This window comes from Streptomyces sp. CA-294286, assembly GCF_050947155.1.
Classification (GTDB): Bacteria; Actinomycetota; Actinomycetes; order Streptomycetales; family Streptomycetaceae; genus Streptomyces.
Genome location: NZ_CP192005.1, coordinates 631610 through 655540, shown reverse-complemented (window position 1 = coordinate 655540; position 23931 = coordinate 631610). Strand labels below are relative to the sequence as shown.

The window sequence follows — 23931 nt, the reverse complement described above, 5'->3', positions numbered from 1 at the left end:
TCGCCCGGCAAGGCGGGCGCTCGCCCGGGGCGGGGCCGCCCGCCGAGTTCATGGACGCCCCCCGAAAGGGTATGTGCTCGATCGTGTGCTCGATGTGAACGGGCACGACTCGTTTGCGTCGTACGCGAGGAGGGTCGAGAGATGACGGAGACCGATCGGCAGCCGGGGGCCGACCGTCCCGAGGGCCGCAACGGGGCCGAGGGTGAGCGTGCGGACCGTCTCCAGAGGACCGAGGGGGAGCGTGCGGACCGTCTCCAGGGGACCGAGGGGGAGCGTGCGGACCGTCTCCAGGGGACCGAGGGGGAGCGTGCGGACCGTCCCCAGGGGGCCGAGGGCGAGCGGGCCGACCGTTCCCAGGGCCGCAACGAGACCGAGGACGAGCGGGCTGACCGGCAGTGGGGCGAACTGGTCCAGGAGATCCGCGTCGCCCAGACCGGTGTGCAGATCCTCCTGGGCTTCCTGCTCACCGTGGTCTTCCAGCCGACCTTCCATGACCTGCCGGAGACCGACAAGATCCTCTACGTCATCACGATCGTCCTCGGCTCCACCGCCACCGGGGCACTCATCGGCCCGGTGTCCTTCCACCGCATCGTCTCCGGCCGTCGCATCAAGCCCCAGGCGGTGGTCTGGGCCTCCCGGCTGACCTTCCTCGGCCTGGTCCTGCTCCTCGCCACGCTCTCCTGCGCCCTGCTGCTGGTGATGCGCGTGGTCACGCACAACGCCTACGCCCCGTGGCTGGTCGCCGGGGTGGTCACCTGGTACCTGCTGTGCTGGTACTTCCTGCCGATGTGGGCCCGCAGGAAGCACACGACCGACTGAGCACGGGCCGGGCCACCCGGTGGACCGTGCCCGGGGTGCGCACCAGGGCACTTCCTCCGGTCCTCCCAGGACCTTCGGCGGTCGGGGGCGCACGGCGCGCGCCCTGTTCCGGAGGACCGCCATCCCCTCCGGCCCCGCCGGACTGAAGAAGTACGAGGAACCATGCGCCGCCCCGTGTGGAGCCCGCGCGTGAATCGACGACGGACGCGTCGTCGGTCCGCCGGGACGAGGAACTCCGCCCCGGCGGGCGACTCCGTTCCGGAGTGCCGGTCAGTGATCCCGCTGTTACTTTTTGCGACATGCGCGTATTCATCCGTTATGTCCAAGTCGGCGGCTGAGCGCCGTGGGCGTACTCAAGGAACATCCCGAACTGGCGCTCTTCCTCTGCCTCGCCCTCGGCTACCTGGTGGGCAAGCTCCGCGTCGGCCCCATCGCGCTCGGCGGCATCTGCGGCACGCTGATCGTCTCCCTCCTGCTGGGGGCCTGGGCCGAGGTGCAGGTGTCGGGGGACGTGAAGAACGTCTTCTTCGCGCTGTTCATCTTCGCCCTCGGCTACATGGCCGGCCCGCAGTTCTTCGCCAACCTCAACCGCAAGAGCCTGCGCTTCTTCGCGCTCTGCCTGATCGAACTGGTCAGCGTCCTGGGCATCGCGTACGGGCTGGCGAAGGTCTTCGACCTCGACGTGGGCACGGCATCGGGCATCCTCGCCGGGGCCGCCACGGAGTCCGCGGTCGTCGGCACGGCCACCGAGGCGATCGGCAAACTCGGCGACCTCAGCCCGGCGCAGATCACCCAGTACCAGGGGCACGTCGCCACCGCGTACACCGTCTGCTACCTCTTCGGTCTGATCACGATCGTCCTCTACACCAGCCAGATCATGCCGAGGCTGCTGGGCATCGACCTGGCCGACGCCTCCCGCGAGCTGTGGGAGAAGATGCGCGGCGGCGGGCACGGCCTGGAGGCCGACGAGCGGGCCGCGCTTCCCGGCCTGGTCGGCCGCACCTACCTGGTCACCCACGCGGACGGCCGGACCGTCGGACAGCTCGAAGCGGAACTGGAGAGCCGGATCACCGTCGAGGCCGTCAAACGGGGCAGCCGACTGCTTCCCCCGGCGCCCGGCCTCCGGCTCACCCTCTCCGACCTCGTCCTCGTCGTGGGCCGGCGGGCCAACGCCATCGAGGCCGGACGGATCATCGGCCCCGAGACCCCCGGCATCCCCGGCCTCGACACCCCACTGGCCTCCCGGCAGGTCGCGGTGACCGACAAGGCAACACACGGTGTGACGATCGACCAACTCCAGCACCAGCACCCGGAGTTCGTCAAGGACGGGGTGTACGTCACCGAACTCCAGCGGGGCGACCAGCGCCTCCCGGCGGCCGGGGAGACGGTGCTCCACCGGGGTGACGTGCTCACCCTCGTCGGCGCGCGCTCCGGGCTCTCCAAGGTGGTCGGGAAGATCGGCGCGGCGGTCAAGAACGACGCCACCGACTTCATCTACCTGGGCCTGGGCATCGTCGTCGGCTCGCTGATCGGCCAGATCGTCATCACGGCGGGAGACGTCCCGATGTCGCTCGGCACCGGCGGCGGCTGCCTGATCTCCGGCCTGCTCTTCGGCTGGTTCCGCTCGCGCTCGCAGACCTTCGGCGCGTTCCCGCCGCAGGCGGCCTCCACCCTCAAGGACATGGGCCTGGCGCTCTTCATCGCCTGCACCGGCCTGGTGTCCGGGCCGCAGGCATGGCCGCTGCTCAAGGAGTACGGCGCGCTGCTGCCGTTCGCCGGGATCGCCATGGTGCTGGTCCCCGCCACCCTCTCGCTCGTCATCGGGCGGAAGCTGCTGAAGATCGAGAAGCCCCTGCTGATCGGCGCCATCGCGGGCCAGCAGTGCTCCACCCCGGCCATCACCGCCATCACCCAGACGGCGCAGAGCTCGGTCCCGATGCTCGGCTACACGATCACCTACACCCTGTCCAACTTCCTGCTGCCGCTCACGGGACCCCTCCTCGTGGGCGTTCTGGGGGCCTGACGTGATCGACTTCCTCGTACGGAACGTCTTCGAGCCGCACCCCGAACTCCTGGTCTTCCTCGTCGTGGCGCTGGGGTTCCTCGTCGGGAAGGTCCACTACAGGACCATCGCGCTGGGTGCGGTCACCGGCTGCCTGGTGATGGGCCTGCTCCTCGGCGCGCAGCTGAAGGTACCGGTCAACGGCACGGTGAAGGACCTGTTCTTCATCCTGTTCCTGTTCGCACTCGGGTACAAGGTCGGCCCGCAGTTCTTCCGCGGTCTCAAGAAGGACGGCCTGCCCCAGGTCCTCAACGCGGTCGTCGTCTGCGTGACGGGCCTGCTCGTCGCCTGGGGCTTCGCCGCACTGCTCGGGTACGGTCCAGGGCTCACCGCGGGCCTGATGAGCGGCGCGCTCACCCAGTCCGCCGCGATCGGCGTCGCCCAGGACGCCATCGGCACCCTGCCCGGCATCAGCGCGGCGGAGGTCAAGAACGAGGAGAACCTGGTCGCCGTCGGGTACGCGGTGACGTACCCGCTCGGCACGATCCTGTGCGCGATGCTGCTCGCCAACGTGCTGCCCCGGCTCTACCGCCGGAACCTGGCCGCCGAGAGCGCCGCCCTCGCCAAGGAGCTGGACGCCCCCAACGAGAACCCGGACCTGAGCGCCGGCTACTACGAGGTGGTGCTGCGCGCGTACACCGTGCAGCGCCCCGACCTGGTGGGCCGCACCATCGAGGACTTCGAGAACCAGCAGAGGGGACTCGGCCGCCGCATCTACCTCACCTCGGTCCGACGCGACGGCGAGATCCTGCCGCACTCCCAGGCGACCGCCCTCGCCGAGGGCGACGTGGTCGCCGTCAGCGCACTGCGCGGCGACCTGGTCGCCTACGACGCCCGCACCCACATCGGTACGGAGGCCGACGACGTCGAACTCCTCGGCTACCAGACGGAACATCTGCACGTCGTCGCCTCCGAGAAGGCCCAGCTCGGCAAGAGCATCGCCGCTCTGCGGCGGGAGCCGTTCATGGTGGGGGTGTACGTGGACAAGCTCTACCGGTCGGGCACGGAGTTCCCCTACCGGCTCTCCACCGAACTGGAACGCGGCGACACCCTCGTCCTCTCCGGCCCCAGGCGCCTCGTCGAGCCCGCGTCGCGGGAGATCGGCAAGAAGGTCCCCACCAGCTTCGCGACCGACATGGTCTGGGTGGGCCTCGGCGTCTTCCTCGGCGGCTGCATCGGCATCCCCGCGCTCACCATGGGCGGCGTGCCGATCTCCCTGTCCACCTCCGGCGGCGGACTCATCATGGGCCTGGTCTTCGGCTACCTGCGCGGCAAGTACCCCACCTTCGGCAACGTGCCGCCGGGCGCGCAGTGGCTGATGGACACCCTGGGACTGTGCATGTTCGTGGCGATCGTCGGCATCAACGCCGGCCCCGGTTTCACCAGCGGACTGGCCACCGCGGGCTGGGGCCTGCTGGTGTTCGGCGCCATCGCCACCGTCGTCCCGCTCGTCGTCGGCTTCCTCTTCGGCCACTACGTGCAGAAGCTCCGCTTCCCGATCCTGATGGGCGTCCTGGCCGGCGGCCAAACCACCACCGCTGCGATCGGCGCGCTCAACGAGAACGCCAAGTCCCAGATCCCCACCCTCGGTTACACCGTCCCGTACGCCATCGGGAACGTCCTGCTGACCATCTGGGGTGCGGTCGTCGTCCTCCTGCACCACTGACGGCTACGCCGAACCCACCTTTCCCTCCTAGGAGTCGCTCCGTGCCGAAGTCCACGTACAGCCGCGAGGAAATGAAGCGGCTCTCCACCCTGAGCCCCTTCGAGCTGAAGGCCGAGTTCATCAAGCTCGCCGAGTCCGCGCAGGCGGACAAGCCCGGCCAGAAGGGGGAGGCGACCCGCACCATGCTCAACGCGGGCCGCGGCAACCCCAACTGGGTCGCCACCGGCCCCCGCGAGGCGTACTTCGCGCTCGGCTACTTCGCACTGGCCGAGTCCCGTCGGGTATGGACGGCCGACAACCTCGGCGGGATGCCGGAGGAGACCGGCTCCGCCGAACGCTTCGAGCGGTTCGTCCGTACGCATCCCGACCTGCCCGGCATCGAGATGCTCAAGGCGTGCTTCGACCTCGCGGTGTCCCGCTTCGGCTTCGACCGCGACGCGTTCGTCCACGAGATGACCGACTCGATGATCGGCGACAACTACCCCAGCCCCGACCGCATCCTGACCCACACCGAGACAGTGGTCCGCGGCTACCTCCAGGACGAGATGTTCGACCGCAGGCCCCCGGCGGACCACCTCAGCGTCTTCGCCACCGAGGGCGGCACGGCGGCGATGTGCTACACCTTCGACTCCCTCATGAAGAACGGCGTCCTGAAGAAGGGCGACCGGATCGCGCTGATGGTGCCCGAGTTCACCCCGTACCTGGAGATCCCCGAACTCGACACCTACGACTTCGACGTCGTACGCGTCGAGGCGAGCATGTTCGCCGAGGGCGGCGTACGCGAGTGGCGCTATCCCCCTGAGGAGGTCGCCAAGCTGGAGGACCCCTCGGTCCGGATGGTCTGTCTGGTCAACCCGAGCAACCCGCCCTCCCTCGCGCTCTCCCCACGGGTCACCGACCAGCTCAAGGACATCGTCGCGGGCCCCAACCCCCACCTGATCGTCGTCACCGACGACGTGTACGGCACCTTCGTCGACGGTTTCCGCTCCGTCGCCGCCGACCTGCCCCGCAACACCCTCCTCGTCTACTCGTACTCCAAGCACTACGGGGCCACCGGCTGGCGGCTCGGCGTCATCGCCCTGCACGACGACAACGTCATCGACGCGATGATCGCCGCCCAGCCCCAGGAGGAGAAGGACCGGCTCAACAAGCGCTACGGGACGCTCACCCTGGAACCCGAGAAGATCAAGTTCATCGACCGGCTCGTCGCGGACTCCCGCCAGGTCGCCCTCAACCACACCGCCGGCCTCTCGCTGCCGCAGCAGGTCATGATGGTCCTCTTCTCCCTCTTCGACATGCTGGACGAGGGCCAGGCGTACAAGGGGCGCATCCGCGCCATCGTGCAGCGCAGGCTCCAACTCCTCCTGGAAGGGGCCCAGATGAAGATCGCCGAGGACCCCGCACGGGCCGCGTACTACATCGAGCTCGACCTCCTCGCCGAGGCCGAACGCACCCAGGGCAAGGAGTTCGCGGACTTCCTGGAACAGAACTACGAGCCGGTCGACCCGCTGTTCCGCCTCGCCGAGCAGACGTCCGTGGTCCTCCTCAACGGCGGCGGTTTCGACGGCCCCCAGTGGTCGGTCCGCGCCTCCCTGGCCAACCTCGACGACCTGGACTACCTCCAGATCGGCCACCACCTGCGCGCCATCTTCGACGACTACGTCACCGAGTGGCGGGAGGCGAAGGGCGCCGACGCCTGACCAGCAGGGCGGGGGAGGCGCCCGGACACCCGGGTGCGCCCCCGCCGCGTGCGTCGCGTCCGCTCGTTCTGTCGGTGCCGGCCCGGCGGTCGGTGCCGGGGCGGCGTCGCGTCGTCCTTCTAGAGCCAGTCGCGCTTCTTGAAGACGACGTACAGGCTGACGCACACCACTGCCATCAGCAGAATCGCGAACGGGTACCCGAGGGTCCAGTGCAGCTCGGGCATGCTGTCGAAGTTCATGCCGTAGATCGTGCCGACGAGGGTCGGGGCGAAGAGGATCGCCGCCCACGCCGAGATCTTCTTGATCTCCTCGTTCTGCTCGAACCCGGCCACCGCCAGTGCGCGCATCTCCGCGTTCTGCTGCTGGGTGACCAGCGTGGCGTTGACGGTGAGGATGTCGGTCAGGGCCTGGCGGAAGCCGTCCACGCGTTCGCTGGTGTGCGTGACGTGGTCGGCGACGTCGCGCAGGTAGCGCTGGAGTTCCTCGTCCGTGCCGTACTTGGTGAAGCCCGCCATCAGGCCGTTCAGCATGCCGATCAGGGGGCGCGTCGCGCGCTGGAACTCCACCATTTCGCGGGAGAGTTCGTAGATGCGCCGCGACACCTCGGGGTCGCCGCGGAAGACTTCGGTCTCGATCTCGTCGATGTCGTTCTGCACGCCGGACACGACCGGGGCGTACCCGTCGACCACCGAGTCGAGGATCGCGTACAGCACCGCCTCCGGGCCGAGAGCGAGCAGGTCCGGGCTCTCCTCCATCCGGCGTCGCACGGCGGACAGGTCGGGGGCCGCGCCGTGCCGGACGGTGATGACGAAGTCGTGGCCGAGGAAGACGTGCAGTTCGCCGAAGTCGACCTCCTCCGGGGCGTCGAGATACCGGGCCGCGCGCAGGACGACGAAGAGCGTCTCGCCGTACCGCTCCAGCTTCGGCCGCTGGTGGGCTTCGAGGGCGTCCTCGATGGACAGCGGGTGGAGGTCGAACTCGGCGGCCAGCGAGTGGAGTTCCTCCTCCGACGGGCGGTGCAGGCCGATCCAGGCCATGCCGTCGCGGTACTCGCGCAACTGGCGGAAGGTCTCGGCGAGGGAGTCCGGTGTGGAGACGCGGATGCCGTCGCGGTAGAGCGCGGCGTTCACCACGCTCACATGGTCGTGCGCCTCGCGCCGCGGCGGGGTCGGGGGAGCGGACACCGGGGGAGGCGGTGGGGACAGGGAGGGCTGTCTGCGCCACGTGCGCTTCTTCGCTGCCATGGGTGTGGCCGCCTCCCTCGTCGCGTCCGTGCGTGGGCGTTCGTGCGCGTGTACGTGCGCTCGCGCGTCCACGGCGGCGGATCACGAAGCAGGATATCCGGGACAAAAGGTTCGGGCGCGGTGAACGGGCATCCGGGACGGCCGCGCGAGGAGGTGTGACGCCGCGCCGGGTACGGCGGGCGCGCGCGCCCTGTGGTCCGCCCTCCGGGAGGCGTGCCATGTGCGGGGACGGGAGCGTGCGTACGTTGCTCGTCGTGGTGACAGACGCTGTCATGCGGACCGGAGCTGTCCGCGAGGCGTCGTACCGTGCGCGGTATGACGACCACCGCGAAGGCCGGCTCCGCCCCCGTCCTCTCCCGCCGCGCGCTCAACCGTGCCACTCTGGCCCGCCAGCTTCTCCTTGAACGTGCCGCCATGCCGGCCAAGGACGCCGTGCACCACCTCGTCGGGCTCCAGGCGCAGAACACCAAGCCGCCGTACTACTCCCTCGCGGCCCGCCTCGACGCCTTCGAGCCCCGCGAGCTGTCCGAGCTGATGGCCGCGCGCGAGGTCGCCCGGATCGTGACGATGCGCTCCACGATCCACACGCTCACCGCCGACGACTGCCTCGCCCTTCGCCCGCTCGTCCAACCGGTGATCGACCGTGAGCTGCGTATGTTCCTCAAGCGGGCGCCGGGAGTCGATCCCGACGAGGTCGCGAAGCTGGCGCGGGCATGCGTCGAGGAACGGCCCCGGCCCGTGAAGGAACTCCGCGAGCTGCTGCAACAGCACTGGCCAAACGCCGACCCGCGAGCCCTGGCGACCCTCGCGCGCTGCACGCTGCCCCTCCTCCAGACCACGCCGCGCGGCCTGTGGGGCGAGAGCGGCCAGGTCACGCTGACCAGTTCAGGGAGCTGGTTCGGGCGGCCCGAGCCCGTGCCCTCGCCGGAGGAGACCACCGCCCTGCTGGACTCCACGGTGCTCCGCTACCTCGGCGCTTTCGGGCCCGCGTCCGTCAAGGACATGCAGATCTGGTGCGGACTGACCCGCCTGCGTGCCGCCTTCGAACGGCTCAGGCCCGGCCTCCTCGTCTTCCGCGACGAGCACGGCACGGAACTGTTCGACCTTCCCGACGCTCCCCGCCCCGACGCCGACACCCCGGCCCCGCCGCGGTTCCTGCCCGAGTACGACAACCTGGTCCTCTCGCACGCCGACCGCACCCGGGTCGCGCCACCCGAGTACAAGCGGCGCACCTGGTGCGGCAACTTCACGTACTGCATCCTCCTCGTCGACGGCCTCGTCGCGGGGATCTGGCGGCTGGAGCAGTCGGCGAAGGGTGACAGGGCCACCCTCACCATCGAGCCGTTCGCTCCGCTCACTCGTGGCCGGCGCGCCGAAGTGCGCGAGGAGGGGGCGCGGACGCTCGCCACGCTGAGCTCGGCGGCCTCGCAGGACGTGCGCTTCGGTGAGTTCTACGGCACCAAGGGTCAGTAGCCGTGCTCCAACCGTGCGACGGGGGAACGCCGTTGCGCGGACGGGCAGGACACGTCCGGTGGTCCCGGGCACAGGTGCGTGCGGTGGCTTTCCGCGTCTGCGCCGTACGCGGCGGCGGGCCGCCGGCCGGGGGCCGGCGCACTCTTCCCTCTCGTGCCCGGTACGGGGCCGTGGCATCTTTCCGTGCTCGGCACGGGGTGGTGGGATCCCGGTGTCTGAAACAGGATGTCAGGACCACAGCCGGTACCAGGGAGAGTGCACGATGCGGACGCCGATGACCATCTCCGACTTCCTCGACCGCGCCGAACTGGGCTTCGCCGCGAGCCCGGGGATCGTCGACGAGCCGAACCAGCCCGCCCCACCCGTACCCGTCTCCACGTACGGGCGCCTCGGGGACCGTGTCCGTGCCTGGCAGGCGGGCTTCGACGCACTGGGCATCGGGGAGGGCGAGCGGGTGGCCGTCGTCAGCCACAACTCCGCCCGGCTCCTTGAGTTGTTGTTCGCGGTACCGATGAGCGGCCGGATCTGCGTCCCGATCAACTTCCGCCTCAAACCGGACGAGATCGACTACATGGTGCAGCAGAGCGGTGCCTCCGTCCTCCTCGTCGACCCCGAACTCGACGACGTGCTGAGCGGCGTGAAGGCCCGCCACCGGTTCGTACTCGGCGAGCAGAGCGACCACGAGCTGATGCGGTACGGAGTCGAACCGCGCCCCTGGTCGCATCCCGACGAGAACGCGACGGCGACGATCAACTACACCTCGGGCACCACCGCCCGCCCCAAGGGCGTGCAGCTCACACACCGCAACATCTGGGTCAACGGGCTCACCTTCGGCCTGCACACCCGGGCGTGGGAGCGGGACGTCTACCTGCACACCCTGCCGATGTTCCACTGCAACGGCTGGGGGATGCCGTTCGTGATGGCCGGTCTCGGCGCCAAGCAGGTGGTGCTGCGCAAGGTCGACGGCGCCGAGATCCTGCGCCGCGTCGACGAGCACGGTGTCACGCTGATGTGCGGTGCGCCCGCCGTCTGGAACGCGGTGCTGGACGCCGCCGCCGACTGGCAGGGCCCGGTACCCGGGCGGGACCGGGTGCGGGTGATCTGCGCGGGCGCGCCGCCACCCACCCGGACGATCCAGCGGATGGACGAGGAGCTGGGGTGGGAGTTCACCCAGATCTACGGCCTGACCGAGACCTCGCCCCTGCTCACCTTCAACCGCGTCCAGCCCGCGGACGTGTCCCTGCCCGCCGAGGAGCGCGCCCGCAAACTGTCCCGGGCCGGCATCCCCGCGCTGGGCGTCAAGATCGGGATCGCGGACTCGGGCGAGGTCCTGGCCCGCTCCAACGTCGTCCTCGACGGGTACTGGGAGAAGCCGCAGGAGACGGCCGACGCCCTGGAAGGGGGCTGGTTCCACACCGGCGACGGCGGCACTCTCGATCCGGCCGACGGACACCTGACGATCTCCGACCGCAAGAAGGACGTCATCATCACCGGTGGCGAGAACGTGTCCTCGATCGAGGTCGAGGACGTCATCTTCAGCCACCCGGCCGTCGCCGAGGTCGCCGTCATCGGCGTCCCGCACCCCAAGTGGGGCGAGACCATCAAGGCGTTGGTCGTCCTGGCGGAGGGAGCGAGTGCCGAGGAGGCCGACATCATCGCCCACTGCAAGGCGCGCATCGCGGGTTACAAAGCGCCCACCACGGTCGAGTTCCGGCCCGTGATCCCGCGCACCGCCACCGGGAAGATCCAGAAGTTCAAGCTCCGCGAACCGTACTGGAACGGCAGGACCCGCGAGATCAACTGATCCAGGAGGCCGGACACCGAGTCCCGTACGCCGGGCAGCGGGCAGCGGGCAGCCGGGGTGCCGGGGCAGCCGGGGTGCCGGGTCCGGTACGCCGGGGTGCCGTTCGTCGGGCGTCGGGGCTCGCTCGTCGGGCGCCAGTCCCGTACGCCGGTGCCGGGTCCCGTTTGCCGGGCGCGTGCCGTCGTGGGCGGCACGCGCCTCTCGTCCGGGTCCCGCACGCGCCCCGGCCGCTGTCTGCGCCGCGCACTCGCGCGGCGCAGACAGCGTCAAGCCGTCACACGGCGCAGAATTCGTTGCCCTCAGGGTCCCGCATGAGCCACCAGTGCCCGGCGGGACCCTGGTCGACCTCGCGGACGCGTGTCGCACCCAGGCTCTCCAGCCTCGCCACCAGCTTGTCGAGGCCGCCGGGTTCGCCGTGCACGTCGAGATGGAGACGGTTCTTGGCGGACTTGGACTCGGGCACCTCCTGGAAGAGCAGCCGACGGCCGCCCCCCACACCGCTCGTCGCGTCGAAGGGGTCCTCGGGGTGGCGGATCCCGGCGTATCCGCGGAAGGTCCTGCGGCCGTGATGCTCGACGACTGCCTCCTCGCCGAGACGGCCGGCGGCGAGCAGTTGCCCGATGAGCGGGCTGGGGTCCTCCACCTCGTACTCCAGGGCGGCGGCCCAGAAGTCCGCGAGCGCGGGGGCGTCGGTGCAGTCGATGACGAGCTTCCAGTGCAAAGGCATGTGGGCAGTCAAGCCGTGACGTGGACGCGATCGCAAGCACCGCATCGACGACGTCCCGAACCACGGCGGGCAGGGGAGCCGGGTGCGGGGACTGACGCTGCGCAGGCCGTGGCTCGACCATGGTGTGTTGATCTTCTCCACACCGACCCCGCGCGGTCGTACGGACTTGATGGCACATCAACTGCTGACGCACACAGGCTGCTTGCGCCGACTAGGGAGCGGGCGACGTGGTGCGCCGCATGCACACCCGGGGCCAGCGGTCGAGGCCCGCGGACGCCTCCTCCGAGACTATCCTCCGCAGCCCTTCGGTGAGTTCGGCACCGGTGAGCGTGCGGAAGCCGAGCCGCGCGTAGTACGGGGCGTTCCACGGCACCTCCGCGAAGGTGGTCAGGGTCAGGGCCGCCGCCCCCGACTCCCTCCCCAGGTGGTCGATGAGCGCGCGGCCCACGCCACGGCGGGCGGCGCGGGGATGCACCGACACCTGGTCGATGTGCGCACCGCCGTCCACCTCCTGCCAGATCAGGTATCCGTCCGGTCGGCCGTCCCGTGTCCCGCTGAACACCCAAGCGCGTCCCGCCAGTTGATACGTACGGAGCAGATCGAGCGGAGGCGGGTCGTCGTCCGCGATCTCCGGCATGCCGAGCGCGCGGAACGGCTCGCCCGCCGCACGCTCGATGTCCTGGAGCAGGGACAGTTCCTCGGCGGCGGCGCGGCGGATGGGCATGGAGGCATTCTCCCCCGGGCGCCCGCCTCGCCGCTGCTCCCGGGGAAGCTTCAGACGCCGGTGCCGATCAGTTCGTCCGCCGCGCTGTTGGCGGGCTGCGGAGTGCCGGTGAGGTCCATGACGAAGAGCGGCACCCCGAGGTCCTCCGCGCGGGCCCGTGCCTCCGGGGCGTAGCCGGTGAGCGAGAAGAACACGGACACGGCCGACGCGTTGAGCCCGTGCAGCCACAGGCACTCCACGTCGCGGAGGGTGGACGGCTCGGTACGCGGATCCACCTGGGCGACCAGGCCGCGGGCGCGCAGGTCGATGCCGGAGGCCGGGTGCTCGGGCGACTGGAAGATGTCCCGGAAGCCCAGCCACTTGAGGTACAGGGCGGCGGCGGTGACGGCGTCACGGGCGGTACGGATGGTCAGCGGCCGGAAGGGAGGACGGGCGGGCGGGGTGCGGGGGGCCGTGGCGCCGGGCCGGGCCCAGCCTCCGGGGGAGGCCCCCTCGGGGGAGACCGGGGCGTCGCGGCTGTGCGGGCTGCCGGGGTGCAGCGGGTTGCGGGGGGCGGGATGTCGCCCCGCGCGGCCGGGGTCGCCGTCGGCGGGGGAGTGCGGGTGCGCGGACGGGCCCGGTGCGGGCCCCGGAGTCTCCGTGCCGCGCATCGAGAGGGTCGGCGCGGGACGTACCGGGATGCGCAGCACCGCGCCGCAGCCGCAGCCCAGCTCCGGTTGCGGCCACTGATCGTGGCGGCCGCAGGACGGGCAGCGGACCGTCACCCAGGAGTCCGTCCAGGTGCGGTGCGTGATCGGTTGCGGTGGTGCGCCGCGTAAGAGCGGCGGGGCGAGGGGTGCGCCGCACGCGCAGGGGAAGACGGACGGTACGTACGTGTGGGCACGGCCGCAGGCCGGGCACCGCACCGGCACGCTGCTTCCCATGGGGCGACCTCCGGCACTGGGTTCCGGTGCGACGGCACGGCGAGGAGCAGCCGGGCCGTGAACGCGTGAACGGCTGATGCGCTGTGTCATCCATGGTCACACCAACGGTGAACGCTTGGCAGCCACTTCGGCTCTTTTCTGTCCATGTCCCGAGACGGTCCGCCGGACCGCCCGGGGTGCCCGAACCATGGACGCCTCTCTTGACGCCGCCACCCTCGCATCCTATGTTGCTTCCACATAGCAGAACAGTACTTCCGCATTACGGAAAACAAGCCTGAAGCAGGAGTTCCCGATGCCCCGTATGACCGCTGCCCGAGCAGCTGTTGAGATCCTCAAGCGCGAAGGCGTCAGCCACGCGTTCGGCGTGCCCGGCGCGGCGATCAACCCCTTCTACAAGGCCCTCGAAGCCGGTGGCGGGATCAAGCACACCCTCGCCCGGCACGTCGAGGGCGCCTCGCACATGGCCGAGGGCTACACCCGTACGCAGCCCGGCAACATCGGCGTCTGCATCGGTACGTCAGGACCGGCCGGCACCGACATGATCACCGGCCTCTACTCGGCGATCGGCGACTCGATCCCGATCCTGTGCATCACCGGCCAGGCGCCGACCGCGGTGATCCACAAGGAGGACTTCCAGGCCGTCGACATCTCCTCGATCGCCAAGCCGGTCACCAAGAAGGCGACCACCGTGCTGGAGGCTGCGCAGGTGCCGGGCGTCTTCCAGGAGGCGTTCCACCTGATGCGCTCCGGCCGGCCCGGCCCGGTCCTCATCGACCTGCCGATCGACGTGCAGCTCACCGAGATCGAGTTCGACCCGGAGACGTACGAGCCGCTGCCGGTCTACAAGCCCGCCGCGACCCGCAAGCAGATCGAGAAGGCCCTCTCGATGCTGAACGAGTCGCAGCGCCCGCTGATCGTCGCGGGCGGCGGCGTCATCAACGCCGACGCCTCCGAGCTGCTGGTGGAGTTCGCCGAGCTGACGGGCACGCCCGTGGTCCCCACCCTCATGGGCTGGGGCATCCTCGGCGACGACCACGAGCTGAACGCCGGCATGGTCGGCCTCCAGACCTCGCACCGCTACGGCAACGCGAACTTCCTGGAGTCCGACTTCGTCCTCGGCATCGGCAACCGCTGGGCCAACCGCCACACCGGCGGCCTGGACGTCTACACCAAGGGGCGGAAGTTCGTCCACGTCGACGTCGAGCCGACCCAGATCGGCAAGATCTTCGCGCCGGACTACGGCATCCCGTCCGACGCGAAGGCGGCCCTGACGCTGTTCGTGGAGGTCGCGCGCGAGCTGAAGGCGGCCGGCAAGCTGCCCGACCGCAGCGAGTGGGCCGCGTCCACGCAGGAGCGCAAGGCCACCCTCCAGCGGCGCACGCACTTCGACAACGTGCCCATGAAGCCGCAGCGCGTGTACGAGGAGATGAACCGCGCGTTCGGCCCCGAGACCCGGTACGTGACCACGATCGGCCTCTCGCAGATCGCGGGCGCGCAGATGCTGCACGTCTACCGGCCCCGGCACTGGATCAACTGCGGCCAGGCCGGCCCGCTCGGCTGGACCATCCCGGCGGCGCTCGGCGTCGCCACGGCCGACCCCGAGACGCCGGTGGTCGCCCTGTCCGGCGACTACGACTTCCAGTTCATGCTGGAGGAGCTGGCGGTCGGCGCACAGCACCAGATCCCGTACGTGCACGTCCTGGTGAACAACGCGTACCTGGGTCTGATCCGCCAGGCGCAGCGCAACCTGGACATCAACTTCCAGGTCAACCTGGAGTTCGAGAACATCAACTCGCCCGAACTCGGTGTCTACGGCGTCGACCACGTCAAGGTCGCCGAGGGCCTGGGGTGCAAGGCGATCCGGGTGACCGAGCCGGACCAGCTGCTGCCCGCCTTCGAGGAGGCGAAGAAGCTGGCCGCGGAATTCCGGGTGCCGGTGGTCGTGGAAGCGATCCTGGAGCGGGTCACGAACATCTCGATGGGCGCCCAGATCGATGCCATCAACGAGTTCGAGGAGCTGGCCACGGAGGCGGGTCACGCGCCGACGGCGGTGCGGGCGCTGAAGGTCTGACGTCCGGACGTTGTTCTCGCCCTGCTGGGCGAGTGGAGGGGCCGGTATCGCCGAGAGGCGGTGCCGGCCCCTCCTGCATGCCTTAGCCGGGGCGGGCCGGGGCGGGGCTTATGCCGTAGCCGGGGCGGGGCTGCGCCCGCGCCGCTGCCTGCACGCGCCTCCCCCACAGGGGCGCAGGGGCAGGACAGAGGGCAGGGCGGGGCGGTACGGCGGGGGTGGACGTACGTGTGCGGTGCGGCCCGGCGTAGGGCTGCGGGGTGCACGTCCGGTGGGGGCCGCCCCTTGCCCGCCTGCTCCCAAGCACTCGGCTCCACGCGTGCAGGGAGGTACCACAGCGCCCCGGGGGGCGGCCCCGCCGCCCAAGGTGCCCGGGCTGCGCGGTCCGAGCGAGGCGTATCGCGGAGGGCCGGGCCCCGCCGGGGGTCTCGGGGACGGGCGGGCTTGCCGGCCGCGGGGCGCAGGAGCCTCGGGCGTCGCGCCACGGGAATGCGCGTGTTCTGCGCGCGTTCCCGTGCAACGCAGGGTGTGTGCACCACCGGACTGCGCACGTCCCCGAACCACGAAAAGGGCGTGGAGCACGGAGGAGTTCCGTGTTCCACGCCCTTGCGGGGAGGGAAGTGCGAATGAGGCCGCGGTGGCGGCGATGAGCTGCCGGACCCACCTCCTCTCAGGCAAGAAGGAGGACCCGGTCAACCTTGACCACCGCACTGGCTCGCACGCCACCGCGGGCCTCGTTCGTGTCCGTCTCGACGGCCACCCCTCATTCGGGCCGTCGGTGCGGACAGCGGCGAGTCCCTGACCTCCCGTCAGGAACTCCCCGCAGTCTGGGAGTTACTGGTTCTCGCGCAGCTCGCGGACCGCTTCCTCGACGCGCTTGCCGTACTCGGGGTCGGCGGCGTGGAAGTGGGCGAGGTTCTTCTCGACCACGTCGTCGCGGGAGACCTGCGAGAGGCCGCCGGCGATGTTGGCGATCAGGCGGGCCTGCTCGTCGGAGGACATCAGCCGGTAGAGCTCGCCGGCCTGGAAGAAGTGATCGTCCTTGACGTGCTCGGCGTACGTGTACGTGCCCGTCCAGCCGGACACCTCGCGCGGGGCGCCCAGCGGGGCGTCCGTCTGCGTCGGGCCGTCGTACGAGTTGGGCTCGTAGTTCTTGTCGTGGCGCGAGCCGTAGCGGGTGGCGTAGAAGCCGTCCCGGCCGTAGTTGTCGGCGGGCGCGTTCTTCGGCGCGTTCACCGGCAGCTGGGTGTGGTTGACGCCCAGGCGGTAGCGGTGCGCGTCGGCGTAGGCGAACATGCGGCCCTGGAGCATCTTGTCCGGCGAGGCGGTGATGCCCGGAACGAAGTTGTTCGGGGAGAACGCGGCCTGCTCGACCTCGGCGAAGACGTTGTCGGGGTTCCGGTCGAGGACCAGACGGCCCACGCGCTGGAGCGGGTAGTCCGCGTGCGGCCACACCTTCGTCACGTCGAACGGGTTGAAGCGGTAGTCGGCCGCTTCCGCCGCCGGCATGATCTGGACGTACAGGGTCCACGACGGATTCACGCCGCGCTCGATGGCCTGGAGCAGGTCCGTCTGGTGCGAGTTGGCGTCCTTGCCCGCGATCTCCGCGCCCTGCTCCGAGGACAGGCAGCGGATGCCCTGGTTCGTCTTGAAGTGGTACTTGACGAAGAAGGCCTCGCCCTCGGCGTTCGTCCACTGGTAGGTGTGCGAGCCGTAGCCGTTCATGTGGCGGTACGAGGCGGGGATGCCGCGGTCGCCCATCAGCCAGGTGATCTGGTGCGTCGCCTCGGGAGAGTGCGCCCAGAAGTCCCAGACGTTGTCCGGCTCCTGCTTGCCCGTGAACGGGTCGCGCTTCTGCGAGTGGATGAAGTCCGGGAACTTGATCGGGTCCTTGATGAAGAACACCGGGGTGTTGTTCCCGACGAGGTCGTAGTTGCCCTCTTCGGTGTAGAACTTCAGCGCGAAACCGCGCGGGTCGCGGACCGCGTCCGCGCCGCCGAGGTTGTCGGCGACGGTGGAGAAGCGGATGAACGTCTCGGTCCGCTTGCCGACCTCGTTGAGGAAGGCCGCGCGGGTGAAGCCGGTGACGTCGTCGGTGACCTCGAAGTAGCCGTAGGCGCCGGAACCGCGGGCGTGCACGACACGCTCCGGGATGCGCTCCCGGTTGAACCGGGCGAGCTTCTCCAGCAGGTGCTGGTCCTGGAGGAGGAGCGGGCCACCGACACCGGCGGAGGCGGAATTCTGGTTGTCGGCGACCGGGGCGCCTGACTCGGTCGTGAGCACACGCTTCGACATGGTGACCTTGGGACCTTCCTGCGGGAGCTGCTGGCGGCGTGAGGAGCGTAAGTACGCGGAGAACGCGGCGTCAACAGTTTGTTGAATTTAAAGGTGGTGCGGGTGAACCGGGTCGAGCAGAGGTGGGACCCGGGCCGCGGCGGCGCCTGGGCGCGACAGGACAGGTGTCAGCGCCGCCGCAGCCCGGAGATCAAGGCGCCCGGTGGAAACGGGCGTTGAGGGTGGGGCGGGGAGAGCGTGGGCGTCGGGCGAGCCGTCGGCTCAGACCTGCGAGCCGGACAGACGCTCGACCGCGCGCAGCAGGGCCGAGTGGTCCAGGCCGCCGTCGCCCTGGGCGCGCAGCGAGGCGACCAGCTGGGCGACCACCGCGCCGACGGGCAGTGCCGCACCGACGTTGCGGGCGGCGTCGGTGACGATGCCCATGTCCTTGTGGTGCAGGTCGATCCGGAAGCCCGGCGCGAAGTCGCGGTTCAGGAAGTTGTCCTTCTTGCGGGTCAGGACCGTGGAGCCGGCCAGGCCGCCGTTGAGGACGTCGAGCGCGGCCTTGAGGTCCACGCCGGACTTCTCCAGGAAGACCACGGCCTCGGCGCACGCCTGGATGTTGACCGCGACGATGAGCTGGTTGGCGGCCTTCACCGTCTGGCCGGAGCCGTGCGGGCCGCACAGCACGATCGTCTTGCCCAGAGCCTCCAGGACCGGCTTGGCGGCGTCGAAGTCCGCCTGCTCGCCGCCGACCATGATGGACAGGACGGCCTCGATCGCGCCCGCCTCGCCGCCGGAGACCGGGGCGTCCAGTACGCGGATCCCCTTCTCCGCGGCGGCCTTCGCGAGGTCCACCGAGGTCTGCGGGGTGATCGAGGACATGTCGATCAGCAGGGTGCCGGACTTCGCGTTCTCCAGGATGCCGTCCTCGCCGTACGCGATGGCCTCGACCTGGGGCGAAGCGGGCACCATGGTGATGACGACGTCGGCGTCCCGTACGGCCTCGGCGATCGAGGACGCGCCCTTTCCGCCGGCGGCGACCAGGCGGTCGATCTTGGCCTGCTCCAGGGTGTAGCCGGTGACGTCGTAGCCGGCCTTCAGGAGGTTCTCGGCCATGGGGGAGCCCATGATGCCGAGACCGATGAAGCCGATCGTGGGAAGCGTGCTCATGAGGGTGCTGCCTCTCTCAAAAAACCGTGTCGAAAAGTTTCAGTTGCCGGCGCGGAGCGGCTTGTCCAGCCACTCGAAGGCCTCGGCGCTCGGGCGGTCGCCCGGCTTGTACTCCAGGCCGACCCAGCCCTGGTAACCGGCCTTCTTCAGGCGCCCGAGCAGGTCGGTGAGGTCCAGGTCGCCGGTGCCCGGCGCCCCGCGGCCCGGGTTGTCGGCGATCTGCACGTGACCGGTCCTGTCCGCGTAGGCGTCGATGACCTGGTTCAGGTCCTCGCCGTTCATCGACAGGTGGTAGAGGTCGAGCAGGAACTTGGCGTTGCCCAGTCCCGTCGCCGCGTTGACCTTGTCGACGACCTCGACCGCGGACGGTGCGTCCACCAGCGGGTAGAGCGGAGACTCCGGCTTGTTCAGGGCCTCGATCAGCAGGATCGCCCCGACCCGGTCGGCCGCGCGGGCCGCCAGTACCAGGTTCTCCAGCGCCAGGGAGTCCTGGACCTGCGGGTCGGCGCCCTCGACGCGGTTGCCGTAGAGCGCGTTGAGCGCCTTGCAGCCGACCGAGGCGGCGAAGTCCGCCGCGACGTCGATGTTGGCGCGGAAGCGGTCGGACTCCTCGCCGGGGACGGAGAGCGCGCCGCGGTCGGGGCCCGGGAGCCGGCCGGCGTAGAAGTTGAGGCCGACCAGCTGGGTGCCGGCGTCGTCGAGCGCCTTCTTCAGGGCGTCGAGCTCGGCCTGCTCGGGGGTCGGGGTCTCGATCCAGGGCCACCACAGCTCGACCGCCGTGAAGCCGGCCGCGGCAGCTGCCGCGGGCCGCTCCAGGAGCGGGAGTTCCGTGAAGAGGATCGAGAGGTTCACATCGAAGCGGTGGTCCGAATAGCCCATGAGGTGTTCGGCCTCCTTCCGTATCGCGGAAGTTTCTTTCTGCCTGATGGAAGGTTGCAGTTGAGGCGCCGCTCTTGTCAAGAGGGGCTCCCGCAATTCGTCCGGTGCCCAGTAGGTTGAGCGCGTGCGATTGAGAGTGGAGTTCACGACCGAGCCCTTCGATCTCGACGAGGCGCCGCCGCATGCGGTGGCCGCCCGTGAGGTGATCCAGGCGGCCGAGCTGGACGCCGTCGACGTGGGCCCCTTCGGCAACACCGCGGAAGGCGGTGCGGACGCGGTGCTCACCGCGGTGGACGCGCTGCTGCGCAAGTCCCTCGCCGCCGGAGCGACCCGGGTCTCGTTGCAGGTCAATGTGATCGGGGAGGGCGAGAAGAAGTGACGGAACCCGGAGACCACCCGTTGGTCACGGCGGTCAAGCCGCTCGTCGACGCCATGGGCGCCGAGCTGCTGGAGCCGGGCAGGGCCGGCCGCGACGACGTGGTGCTCGCCTGGGAGGGCGAGGACGTCGTCGCCGTACGGCTGCCGCAGCTCTCGGACTCCCTCGACCACATCCTGGCGGCCTTGGAGCGCGGGCACGGGATGCCACTTTCCGAGCTGGACCGCAAGACCAAGCAGTCGGTCGTACGGACCCTGGAGGCACGCGGTGCCTTCTCCGTGCGGCACGGTGTGGAAACCGTGGCGGGTGCGCTCGGCGTGTCCCGCTTCACCGTCTACAACTACCTGAACAGGGAAAACACCGCCAAGGGGGACTAGTCGGCCCGCTGTGCGGGGGTGCGTCACCCGTTTTTGATCGATCATTTTGCCCGGCCGTCGCCCGCATCAGCGGGCGGCGGCCCTTGTCTTCGCGAACTTTCAACAAACTGTTGACGTCCAGTTGTTCAGGGCGTTAGCTATGCGCAGCCCGTCCAGCACAAGGCCACGGAGGTTCCCGTGACTTCGGTCCAGACACCGGGCCTTTCCCGGTTCAACACCCTCCCCGAGAGCGCGGCCCGCGCCGCACTCCACGAGGTGTGTGCCAGTTCGGCGTGGGGGGGCAGGCTCGTCGCCCAGCGCCCGTACGCACACGCGGAAGACCTGTTCCTCGCCAGTGACGCCGCCCTCGCGGAACTCACCGCCGAGGACCTTTCCGAAGCGATGGCGGGACACCCGCCCATCGGCCGCCCGAAGCCCGGAGACCCGACCTCCTCCCGCGAGCAGCGCGGAATGGCCGGCGCCTCCGAGGAACTCAAGGCCGAGATGCTCGAACTGAACCTGGCGTACCAGGAGAGGTTCGGGCACGTCTTCCTGATCTGCGCCACCGGCGCCACCGGTGAGCAGATGCGTGACGCGATGCGTACCCGGATCGAGAACTCGCCCGAGGCGGAGCGGGAGGTCGTCCGCACCGAACTGGGCAAGATCAACCGTATCCGGCTGACCCGTCTCGTGGAGTCGCCCGTGGAACAGGAAGAGAAGCACTGATGAGCACCGCAACCACCGCCTCGGTGTCCACCCACATCCTGGACACCAGCGTCGGCCGCCCCGCCGAGGGCGTCGCCATCACGCTCACCGCCCGCAGCGGCGGCGACGCCGAGTGGGTGACGCTCGGCGGTTCGAAGACCGACGCGGACGGGCGCTGCAAGGACCTCCCGGCCCTGCCGGAAGGGACGACCCACGTCCGGCTCGACTTCGAGACCGAGACCTACTTCGCGAACAAGCACAGCGCACACACGAGCAAGACCGAAGCCGAGGCTCAGCAGGACGCCCCCCGCGTAAGGGACAGCGGCGCGTTCTTCCCGGAAGTGGCGATCACCTTCGCCGTCGTACCGGGCGAACACTTCCACGTACCGCTGCTGCTCAACCCGTTCGGCTACTCCGTATACCGAGGGAGCTAGCACCGATGCCCACCATTCTCGGCCAGAACCAGTACGGCAAAGCCGAAAACCGCGTCGTCAAGATCACGCGGGACGGCGACACCCACCACATCAAGGACCTGAACGTCTCCGTCGCCCTCTCCGGCGACATGGAGGACGTCCACTACTCCGGCTCGAACGCCAACGTCCTGCCGACGGACACCACCAAGAACACGGTGTACGCGTTCGCCAAGGAGCACGGCATCGAGTCCGCCGAGCAGTTCGGCATCCACCTCGCCCGTCACTTCGTGACCTCGCAGGAGCCGATCAAGCGCGCCCGCATCCGGATCGAGGAGTTCGCCTGGGAGCGCATCGCGACCTCGGACAACAACTCCAAGTTCATCGGGTCCGACGAGGTCAACCACTCCTTCGCCCGCAAGGGCCAGGAACTGCGCACCACGCAGATCACCTTCGACGGTGAGAAGTGGGAGATCATCTCGGGCCTGAAGGACCTCACGGTCATGAACTCCACCAACTCGGAGTTCTGGGGCTACGTCAAGGACAAGTACACGACGCTCAAGGAGGCGTACGACCGCATCCTGTGCACCGACGTCTCCGCGGCCTGGCGCTACAGCTGGACCAGCGACGACGAGCGGATGCCCAACTGGGAGAAGTCGTACGAGCAGGCCAAGAAGCACATCCTGCAGGCATTCGCCGAGACGTACTCCCTCTCGCTCCAGCAGACGCTCTACCAGATGGGTGCACGGGTCATCAACAGCCGGAGCGAGATCGACGAGATCCGCTTCTCGCTGCCCAACAACCACCACTTCCTGGTCGACCTCGAACCGTTCGGTCTGAAGAACGACAACGAGGTCTACTTCGCCGCCGACCGCCCGTACGGCCTCATCGAGGCCACCATCCTGCGGGACGGAGTCGAGCCGCAGATCCCGGTCGACATGACCAACCTCTGACGCGGTCGCGTCCGGGCCGTGCTCTACGGCGGTAGAGCACGGCCCGGACGGACCGGAGGGAACGAACACCCATGGCACAGCCCGCACAGGGGCCGGCAACAGAAGGCCCGCGTTCCACCGAGAAGTCCCCCGCGGAGCACTCCGCGAAGAAGTCCGGGAAGTCCTCCGGAGCGTCCCGCGCGAAGCCCTCGCCGCCGGCAGAGCCGGCCGACCTGCTCGACCCCGTGCACCCGGTGGACGAGAAGCTCCCCGCCAAGCGGCTCGTCCCCGCCGCGCTCCAGCACATCGCCGCCATGTACGCGGGCGTCGTCACCCCTCCGCTCATCATCGGCCAGGCCTGCGGTCTCGACGCCGCCGGCATGACCCGGTTGATCGCCGCGAGCCTGCTGATCGCCGGACTCGCCACGATCCTCCAGACCATCGGTCTCACGAAGTTCGCCGGGAACCGGCTGCCCTTCGTCAACGCCGCGTCCTCCGCGGGCATCGCCCCGATGCTCGCGATCGCGGAGACCAGCGCCCCCGGCCGTCAACTCCCCGCCATCTACGGCGCGGTGATGGTCGCCGGAGTGTTCTGTCTGGCCGTGGGCCCCTTCTTCGGCAAGCTGCTGCGCTTCTTCCCGCCACTGGTCACCGGCGTGGTCATCACCCTGATCGGCGTCACCCTGATGCCGGTCCCGGTCGCCTGGGCGCAGGGCGGCGACAAGGAGGCCGCCGACTTCGGCGACATGAAGTACCTCGCGCTCGCCGCCTTCACGCTCCTCGTGATCCTGCTCATCCAGCGGTTCGGCAAGGGCTTCGTCAAACAAGTCGCGCTTCTCTTCGGGATGTTGGTGGGCACACTCGCCGCGATCCCGTTCGGCCTGGCCGACTTCAGCGGACTCAAGGACGCCCCGGTCGCCGCGCTGCCCACCCCCTTCGCCTTCGGCGCCCCCGAGTTCCAGCCCGCCGCGATCCTTTCGCTGTGCATCGTGATGCTCGTCCTGATGACCGAGTCCTCGGCCGGAATGCTCGCCCTCGGCAAGATCTGCGAACGCGACTGCGACGGCAGGACCCTCACCCGGGGCCTGCGCACCGACGGCATCGCGACCCTCGTGGGCCCGGTCTTCGGCGGCTTCCCGACCAGCGCCTTCGCGCAGAACGTCGGCGTCGTCACCCTGACGCGCGTGCGCAGCAGGTACGTCGTCGCGGTGGCCGGCGGGGCCCTGCTCCTCCTCGGGGTCTTCCCGGTGCTGGGCGCGGTCGTCTCCATGGTGCCGATGCCCGTGCTGGGCGGCGCGGGAATCGTCCTCTTCGGCTCGATCGCGGTGAGCGGCATCCGTACCCTCTCCGAGGCCGGACTCGACGACAGCTCGAACATCATCCTCGTCGCGGTGGCGCTGGGCGCCGGCATCGTCCCGCTCGCCGCGCCCACCTTCTACGCGGACTTCCCGGCCTGGGCGCAGACCGTGCTCGGCTCCGGCATCAGCGCGGGCGCACTGGCCGCGGTCCTGCTCAACCTGTTCTTCCACCACCTCGGCACCCGCGACAGGCGTGTTCCCGCCACCGCCGCGGCACTCAAATCCTCCTAGGGTCCTGCCGTGCCCGATACACACAGA

General features: G+C 69.8%; 20 protein-coding genes. 13 read left to right on the top strand and 7 right to left on the bottom strand.

The window, feature by feature from the left end:
• Positions 1-141 precede the first annotated feature (141 nt).
• From ACQPZG_RS07755 to ACQPZG_RS07740, 4 genes are all read left to right on the top strand, one after another.
• A complete protein-coding gene (locus ACQPZG_RS07755) occupies positions 142-819 on the top strand; it encodes a DUF6328 family protein (RefSeq protein ID WP_433545091.1) in 678 nt (225 codons plus the stop codon).
• Positions 820-1162: 343 nt separating this feature from the next.
• Positions 1163-2842 carry an aspartate-alanine antiporter gene (gene aspT, locus ACQPZG_RS07750; protein WP_433545090.1) on the top strand — a complete coding sequence of 560 codons (1680 nt, stop codon included), beginning with the start codon at positions 1163-1165 and terminating at the stop codon, positions 2840-2842.
• A 1-nt stretch (position 2843) separates the two neighbouring features.
• The gene (aspT, locus tag ACQPZG_RS07745; protein WP_433545089.1) at positions 2844-4547 is read left to right on the top strand and encodes an aspartate-alanine antiporter; all 1704 of its coding nucleotides are present in this window, start codon (positions 2844-2846) and stop codon (positions 4545-4547) included.
• A gap of 41 nt (positions 4548-4588) precedes the next feature.
• Positions 4589-6247 carry a bifunctional aspartate transaminase/aspartate 4-decarboxylase gene (locus ACQPZG_RS07740; protein ID WP_433545088.1) on the top strand — a complete coding sequence of 553 codons (1659 nt, stop codon included), beginning with the start codon at positions 4589-4591 and terminating at the stop codon, positions 6245-6247.
• 119 nt (positions 6248-6366) lie between these two features.
• Here ACQPZG_RS07740 and ACQPZG_RS07735 read toward each other — a convergent pair whose 3' ends face one another.
• Positions 6367-7491, bottom strand: a complete 1125-nt coding sequence (locus ACQPZG_RS07735; protein ID WP_433545087.1) for a magnesium and cobalt transport protein CorA — start codon at positions 7489-7491, stop codon at positions 6367-6369.
• Between the two features lie 315 nt (positions 7492-7806).
• Here ACQPZG_RS07735 and ACQPZG_RS07730 point away from each other — a divergent pair, with 315 nt between their 5' ends.
• Positions 7807-8964, top strand: a complete 1158-nt coding sequence (locus ACQPZG_RS07730) for a winged helix DNA-binding domain-containing protein (protein ID WP_433545086.1) — start codon at positions 7807-7809, stop codon at positions 8962-8964.
• Positions 8965-9226: 262 nt separating this feature from the next.
• A complete protein-coding gene (locus ACQPZG_RS07725; protein WP_433545085.1) occupies positions 9227-10768 on the top strand; it encodes an AMP-binding protein in 1542 nt (513 codons plus the stop codon).
• Between the two features lie 274 nt (positions 10769-11042).
• On the opposite strand, the gene ACQPZG_RS07720 is transcribed toward ACQPZG_RS07725, so the two are convergent.
• From ACQPZG_RS07720 to ACQPZG_RS07710, 3 genes are all read right to left on the bottom strand, one after another.
• Positions 11043-11495 carry a VOC family protein gene (locus ACQPZG_RS07720; RefSeq protein WP_433545084.1) on the bottom strand — a complete coding sequence of 151 codons (453 nt, stop codon included), beginning with the start codon at positions 11493-11495 and terminating at the stop codon, positions 11043-11045.
• Between the two features lie 211 nt (positions 11496-11706).
• A complete protein-coding gene (locus ACQPZG_RS07715; protein ID WP_433545083.1) occupies positions 11707-12219 on the bottom strand; it encodes a GNAT family N-acetyltransferase in 513 nt (170 codons plus the stop codon).
• A gap of 50 nt (positions 12220-12269) precedes the next feature.
• Complete coding sequence (locus ACQPZG_RS07710) at positions 12270-13142, bottom strand: hypothetical protein (RefSeq protein WP_433545082.1); 873 nt, start codon at positions 13140-13142, stop codon at positions 12270-12272.
• A gap of 292 nt (positions 13143-13434) precedes the next feature.
• Between ACQPZG_RS07710 and gcl the strand changes: the two genes are divergently transcribed.
• A complete protein-coding gene (gcl, locus tag ACQPZG_RS07705) occupies positions 13435-15213 on the top strand; it encodes a glyoxylate carboligase (protein ID WP_433545081.1) in 1779 nt (592 codons plus the stop codon).
• A gap of 831 nt (positions 15214-16044) precedes the next feature.
• Here the strand turns inward: gcl and ACQPZG_RS07700 are convergent.
• The 3 genes from ACQPZG_RS07700 to ACQPZG_RS07690 all read right to left on the bottom strand — a co-directional run bounded on the left by ACQPZG_RS07700 (position 16045) and on the right by ACQPZG_RS07690 (position 19536).
• The gene (locus ACQPZG_RS07700; RefSeq protein WP_433545080.1) at positions 16045-17505 is read right to left on the bottom strand and encodes a catalase; all 1461 of its coding nucleotides are present in this window, start codon (positions 17503-17505) and stop codon (positions 16045-16047) included.
• A 261-nt stretch (positions 17506-17766) separates the two neighbouring features.
• Positions 17767-18657 carry a 2-hydroxy-3-oxopropionate reductase gene (locus ACQPZG_RS07695; protein ID WP_433545079.1) on the bottom strand — a complete coding sequence of 297 codons (891 nt, stop codon included), beginning with the start codon at positions 18655-18657 and terminating at the stop codon, positions 17767-17769.
• A 39-nt stretch (positions 18658-18696) separates the two neighbouring features.
• Positions 18697-19536, bottom strand: a complete 840-nt coding sequence (locus ACQPZG_RS07690) for a TIM barrel protein (RefSeq protein WP_433545078.1) — start codon at positions 19534-19536, stop codon at positions 18697-18699.
• 124 nt (positions 19537-19660) lie between these two features.
• On the opposite strand from ACQPZG_RS07690, the gene ACQPZG_RS07685 reads away from it, so the two are divergent.
• The 6 genes from ACQPZG_RS07685 to ACQPZG_RS07660 all read left to right on the top strand — a co-directional run bounded on the left by ACQPZG_RS07685 (position 19661) and on the right by ACQPZG_RS07660 (position 23904).
• Positions 19661-19915, top strand: a complete 255-nt coding sequence (locus ACQPZG_RS07685; RefSeq protein ID WP_433545077.1) for a hypothetical protein — start codon at positions 19661-19663, stop codon at positions 19913-19915.
• Positions 19912-20289, top strand: a complete 378-nt coding sequence (locus ACQPZG_RS07680; protein WP_433545076.1) for a helix-turn-helix domain-containing protein — start codon at positions 19912-19914, stop codon at positions 20287-20289. Before ACQPZG_RS07685 ends, ACQPZG_RS07680 begins: the two co-directional genes overlap by 4 nt.
• A gap of 177 nt (positions 20290-20466) precedes the next feature.
• Positions 20467-20994 (top strand): 2-oxo-4-hydroxy-4-carboxy-5-ureidoimidazoline decarboxylase, encoded by a 528-nt coding sequence (gene uraD / locus ACQPZG_RS07675; RefSeq protein ID WP_433545075.1) that lies wholly within the window; start codon positions 20467-20469, stop codon positions 20992-20994.
• Positions 20994-21407 carry a hydroxyisourate hydrolase gene (gene uraH / locus ACQPZG_RS07670; protein WP_433545074.1) on the top strand — a complete coding sequence of 138 codons (414 nt, stop codon included), beginning with the start codon at positions 20994-20996 and terminating at the stop codon, positions 21405-21407. The genes uraD and uraH overlap by 1 nt, the downstream gene beginning before the upstream one ends.
• 5 nt (positions 21408-21412) lie before the next feature.
• Positions 21413-22336, top strand: a complete 924-nt coding sequence (gene pucL / locus ACQPZG_RS07665; protein WP_433545073.1) for a factor-independent urate hydroxylase — start codon at positions 21413-21415, stop codon at positions 22334-22336.
• A gap of 71 nt (positions 22337-22407) precedes the next feature.
• Positions 22408-23904, top strand: a complete 1497-nt coding sequence (locus ACQPZG_RS07660; protein WP_433545072.1) for a nucleobase:cation symporter-2 family protein — start codon at positions 22408-22410, stop codon at positions 23902-23904.
• The last annotated feature ends 27 nt before the right edge of the window (positions 23905-23931 follow it).

Excerpts from the sequence above, each read along its gene's own strand:
- ACQPZG_RS07715 (WP_433545083.1), bottom strand. The coding sequence starts at position 12,219 with ATGCCCATCCGCCGCGCCGCCGCCGAGGAACTGTCCCTGCTCCAGGAC.
- ACQPZG_RS07735 (WP_433545087.1), bottom strand. The coding sequence starts at position 7,491 with ATGGCAGCGAAGAAGCGCACGTGGCGCAGACAGCCCTCCCTGTCCCCA.
- ACQPZG_RS07720 (WP_433545084.1), bottom strand. The coding sequence starts at position 11,495 with ATGCCTTTGCACTGGAAGCTCGTCATCGACTGCACCGACGCCCCCGCG.
- ACQPZG_RS07725 (WP_433545085.1), top strand. The coding sequence starts at position 9,227 with ATGCGGACGCCGATGACCATCTCCGACTTCCTCGACCGCGCCGAACTG.
- ACQPZG_RS07710 (WP_433545082.1), bottom strand. The coding sequence starts at position 13,142 with ATGGGAAGCAGCGTGCCGGTGCGGTGCCCGGCCTGCGGCCGTGCCCAC.
- gcl (WP_433545081.1), top strand. The coding sequence starts at position 13,435 with ATGCCCCGTATGACCGCTGCCCGAGCAGCTGTTGAGATCCTCAAGCGC.
- uraH (WP_433545074.1), top strand. The coding sequence starts at position 20,994 with ATGAGCACCGCAACCACCGCCTCGGTGTCCACCCACATCCTGGACACC.
- ACQPZG_RS07700 (WP_433545080.1), bottom strand. The coding sequence starts at position 17,505 with ATGTCGAAGCGTGTGCTCACGACCGAGTCAGGCGCCCCGGTCGCCGAC.
- ACQPZG_RS07695 (WP_433545079.1), bottom strand. The coding sequence starts at position 18,657 with ATGAGCACGCTTCCCACGATCGGCTTCATCGGTCTCGGCATCATGGGC.
- pucL (WP_433545073.1), top strand. The coding sequence starts at position 21,413 with ATGCCCACCATTCTCGGCCAGAACCAGTACGGCAAAGCCGAAAACCGC.
- ACQPZG_RS07660 (WP_433545072.1), top strand. The coding sequence starts at position 22,408 with ATGGCACAGCCCGCACAGGGGCCGGCAACAGAAGGCCCGCGTTCCACC.
- ACQPZG_RS07690 (WP_433545078.1), bottom strand. The coding sequence starts at position 19,536 with ATGGGCTATTCGGACCACCGCTTCGATGTGAACCTCTCGATCCTCTTC.
- ACQPZG_RS07730 (WP_433545086.1), top strand. The coding sequence starts at position 7,807 with ATGACGACCACCGCGAAGGCCGGCTCCGCCCCCGTCCTCTCCCGCCGC.
- ACQPZG_RS07755 (WP_433545091.1), top strand. The coding sequence starts at position 142 with ATGACGGAGACCGATCGGCAGCCGGGGGCCGACCGTCCCGAGGGCCGC.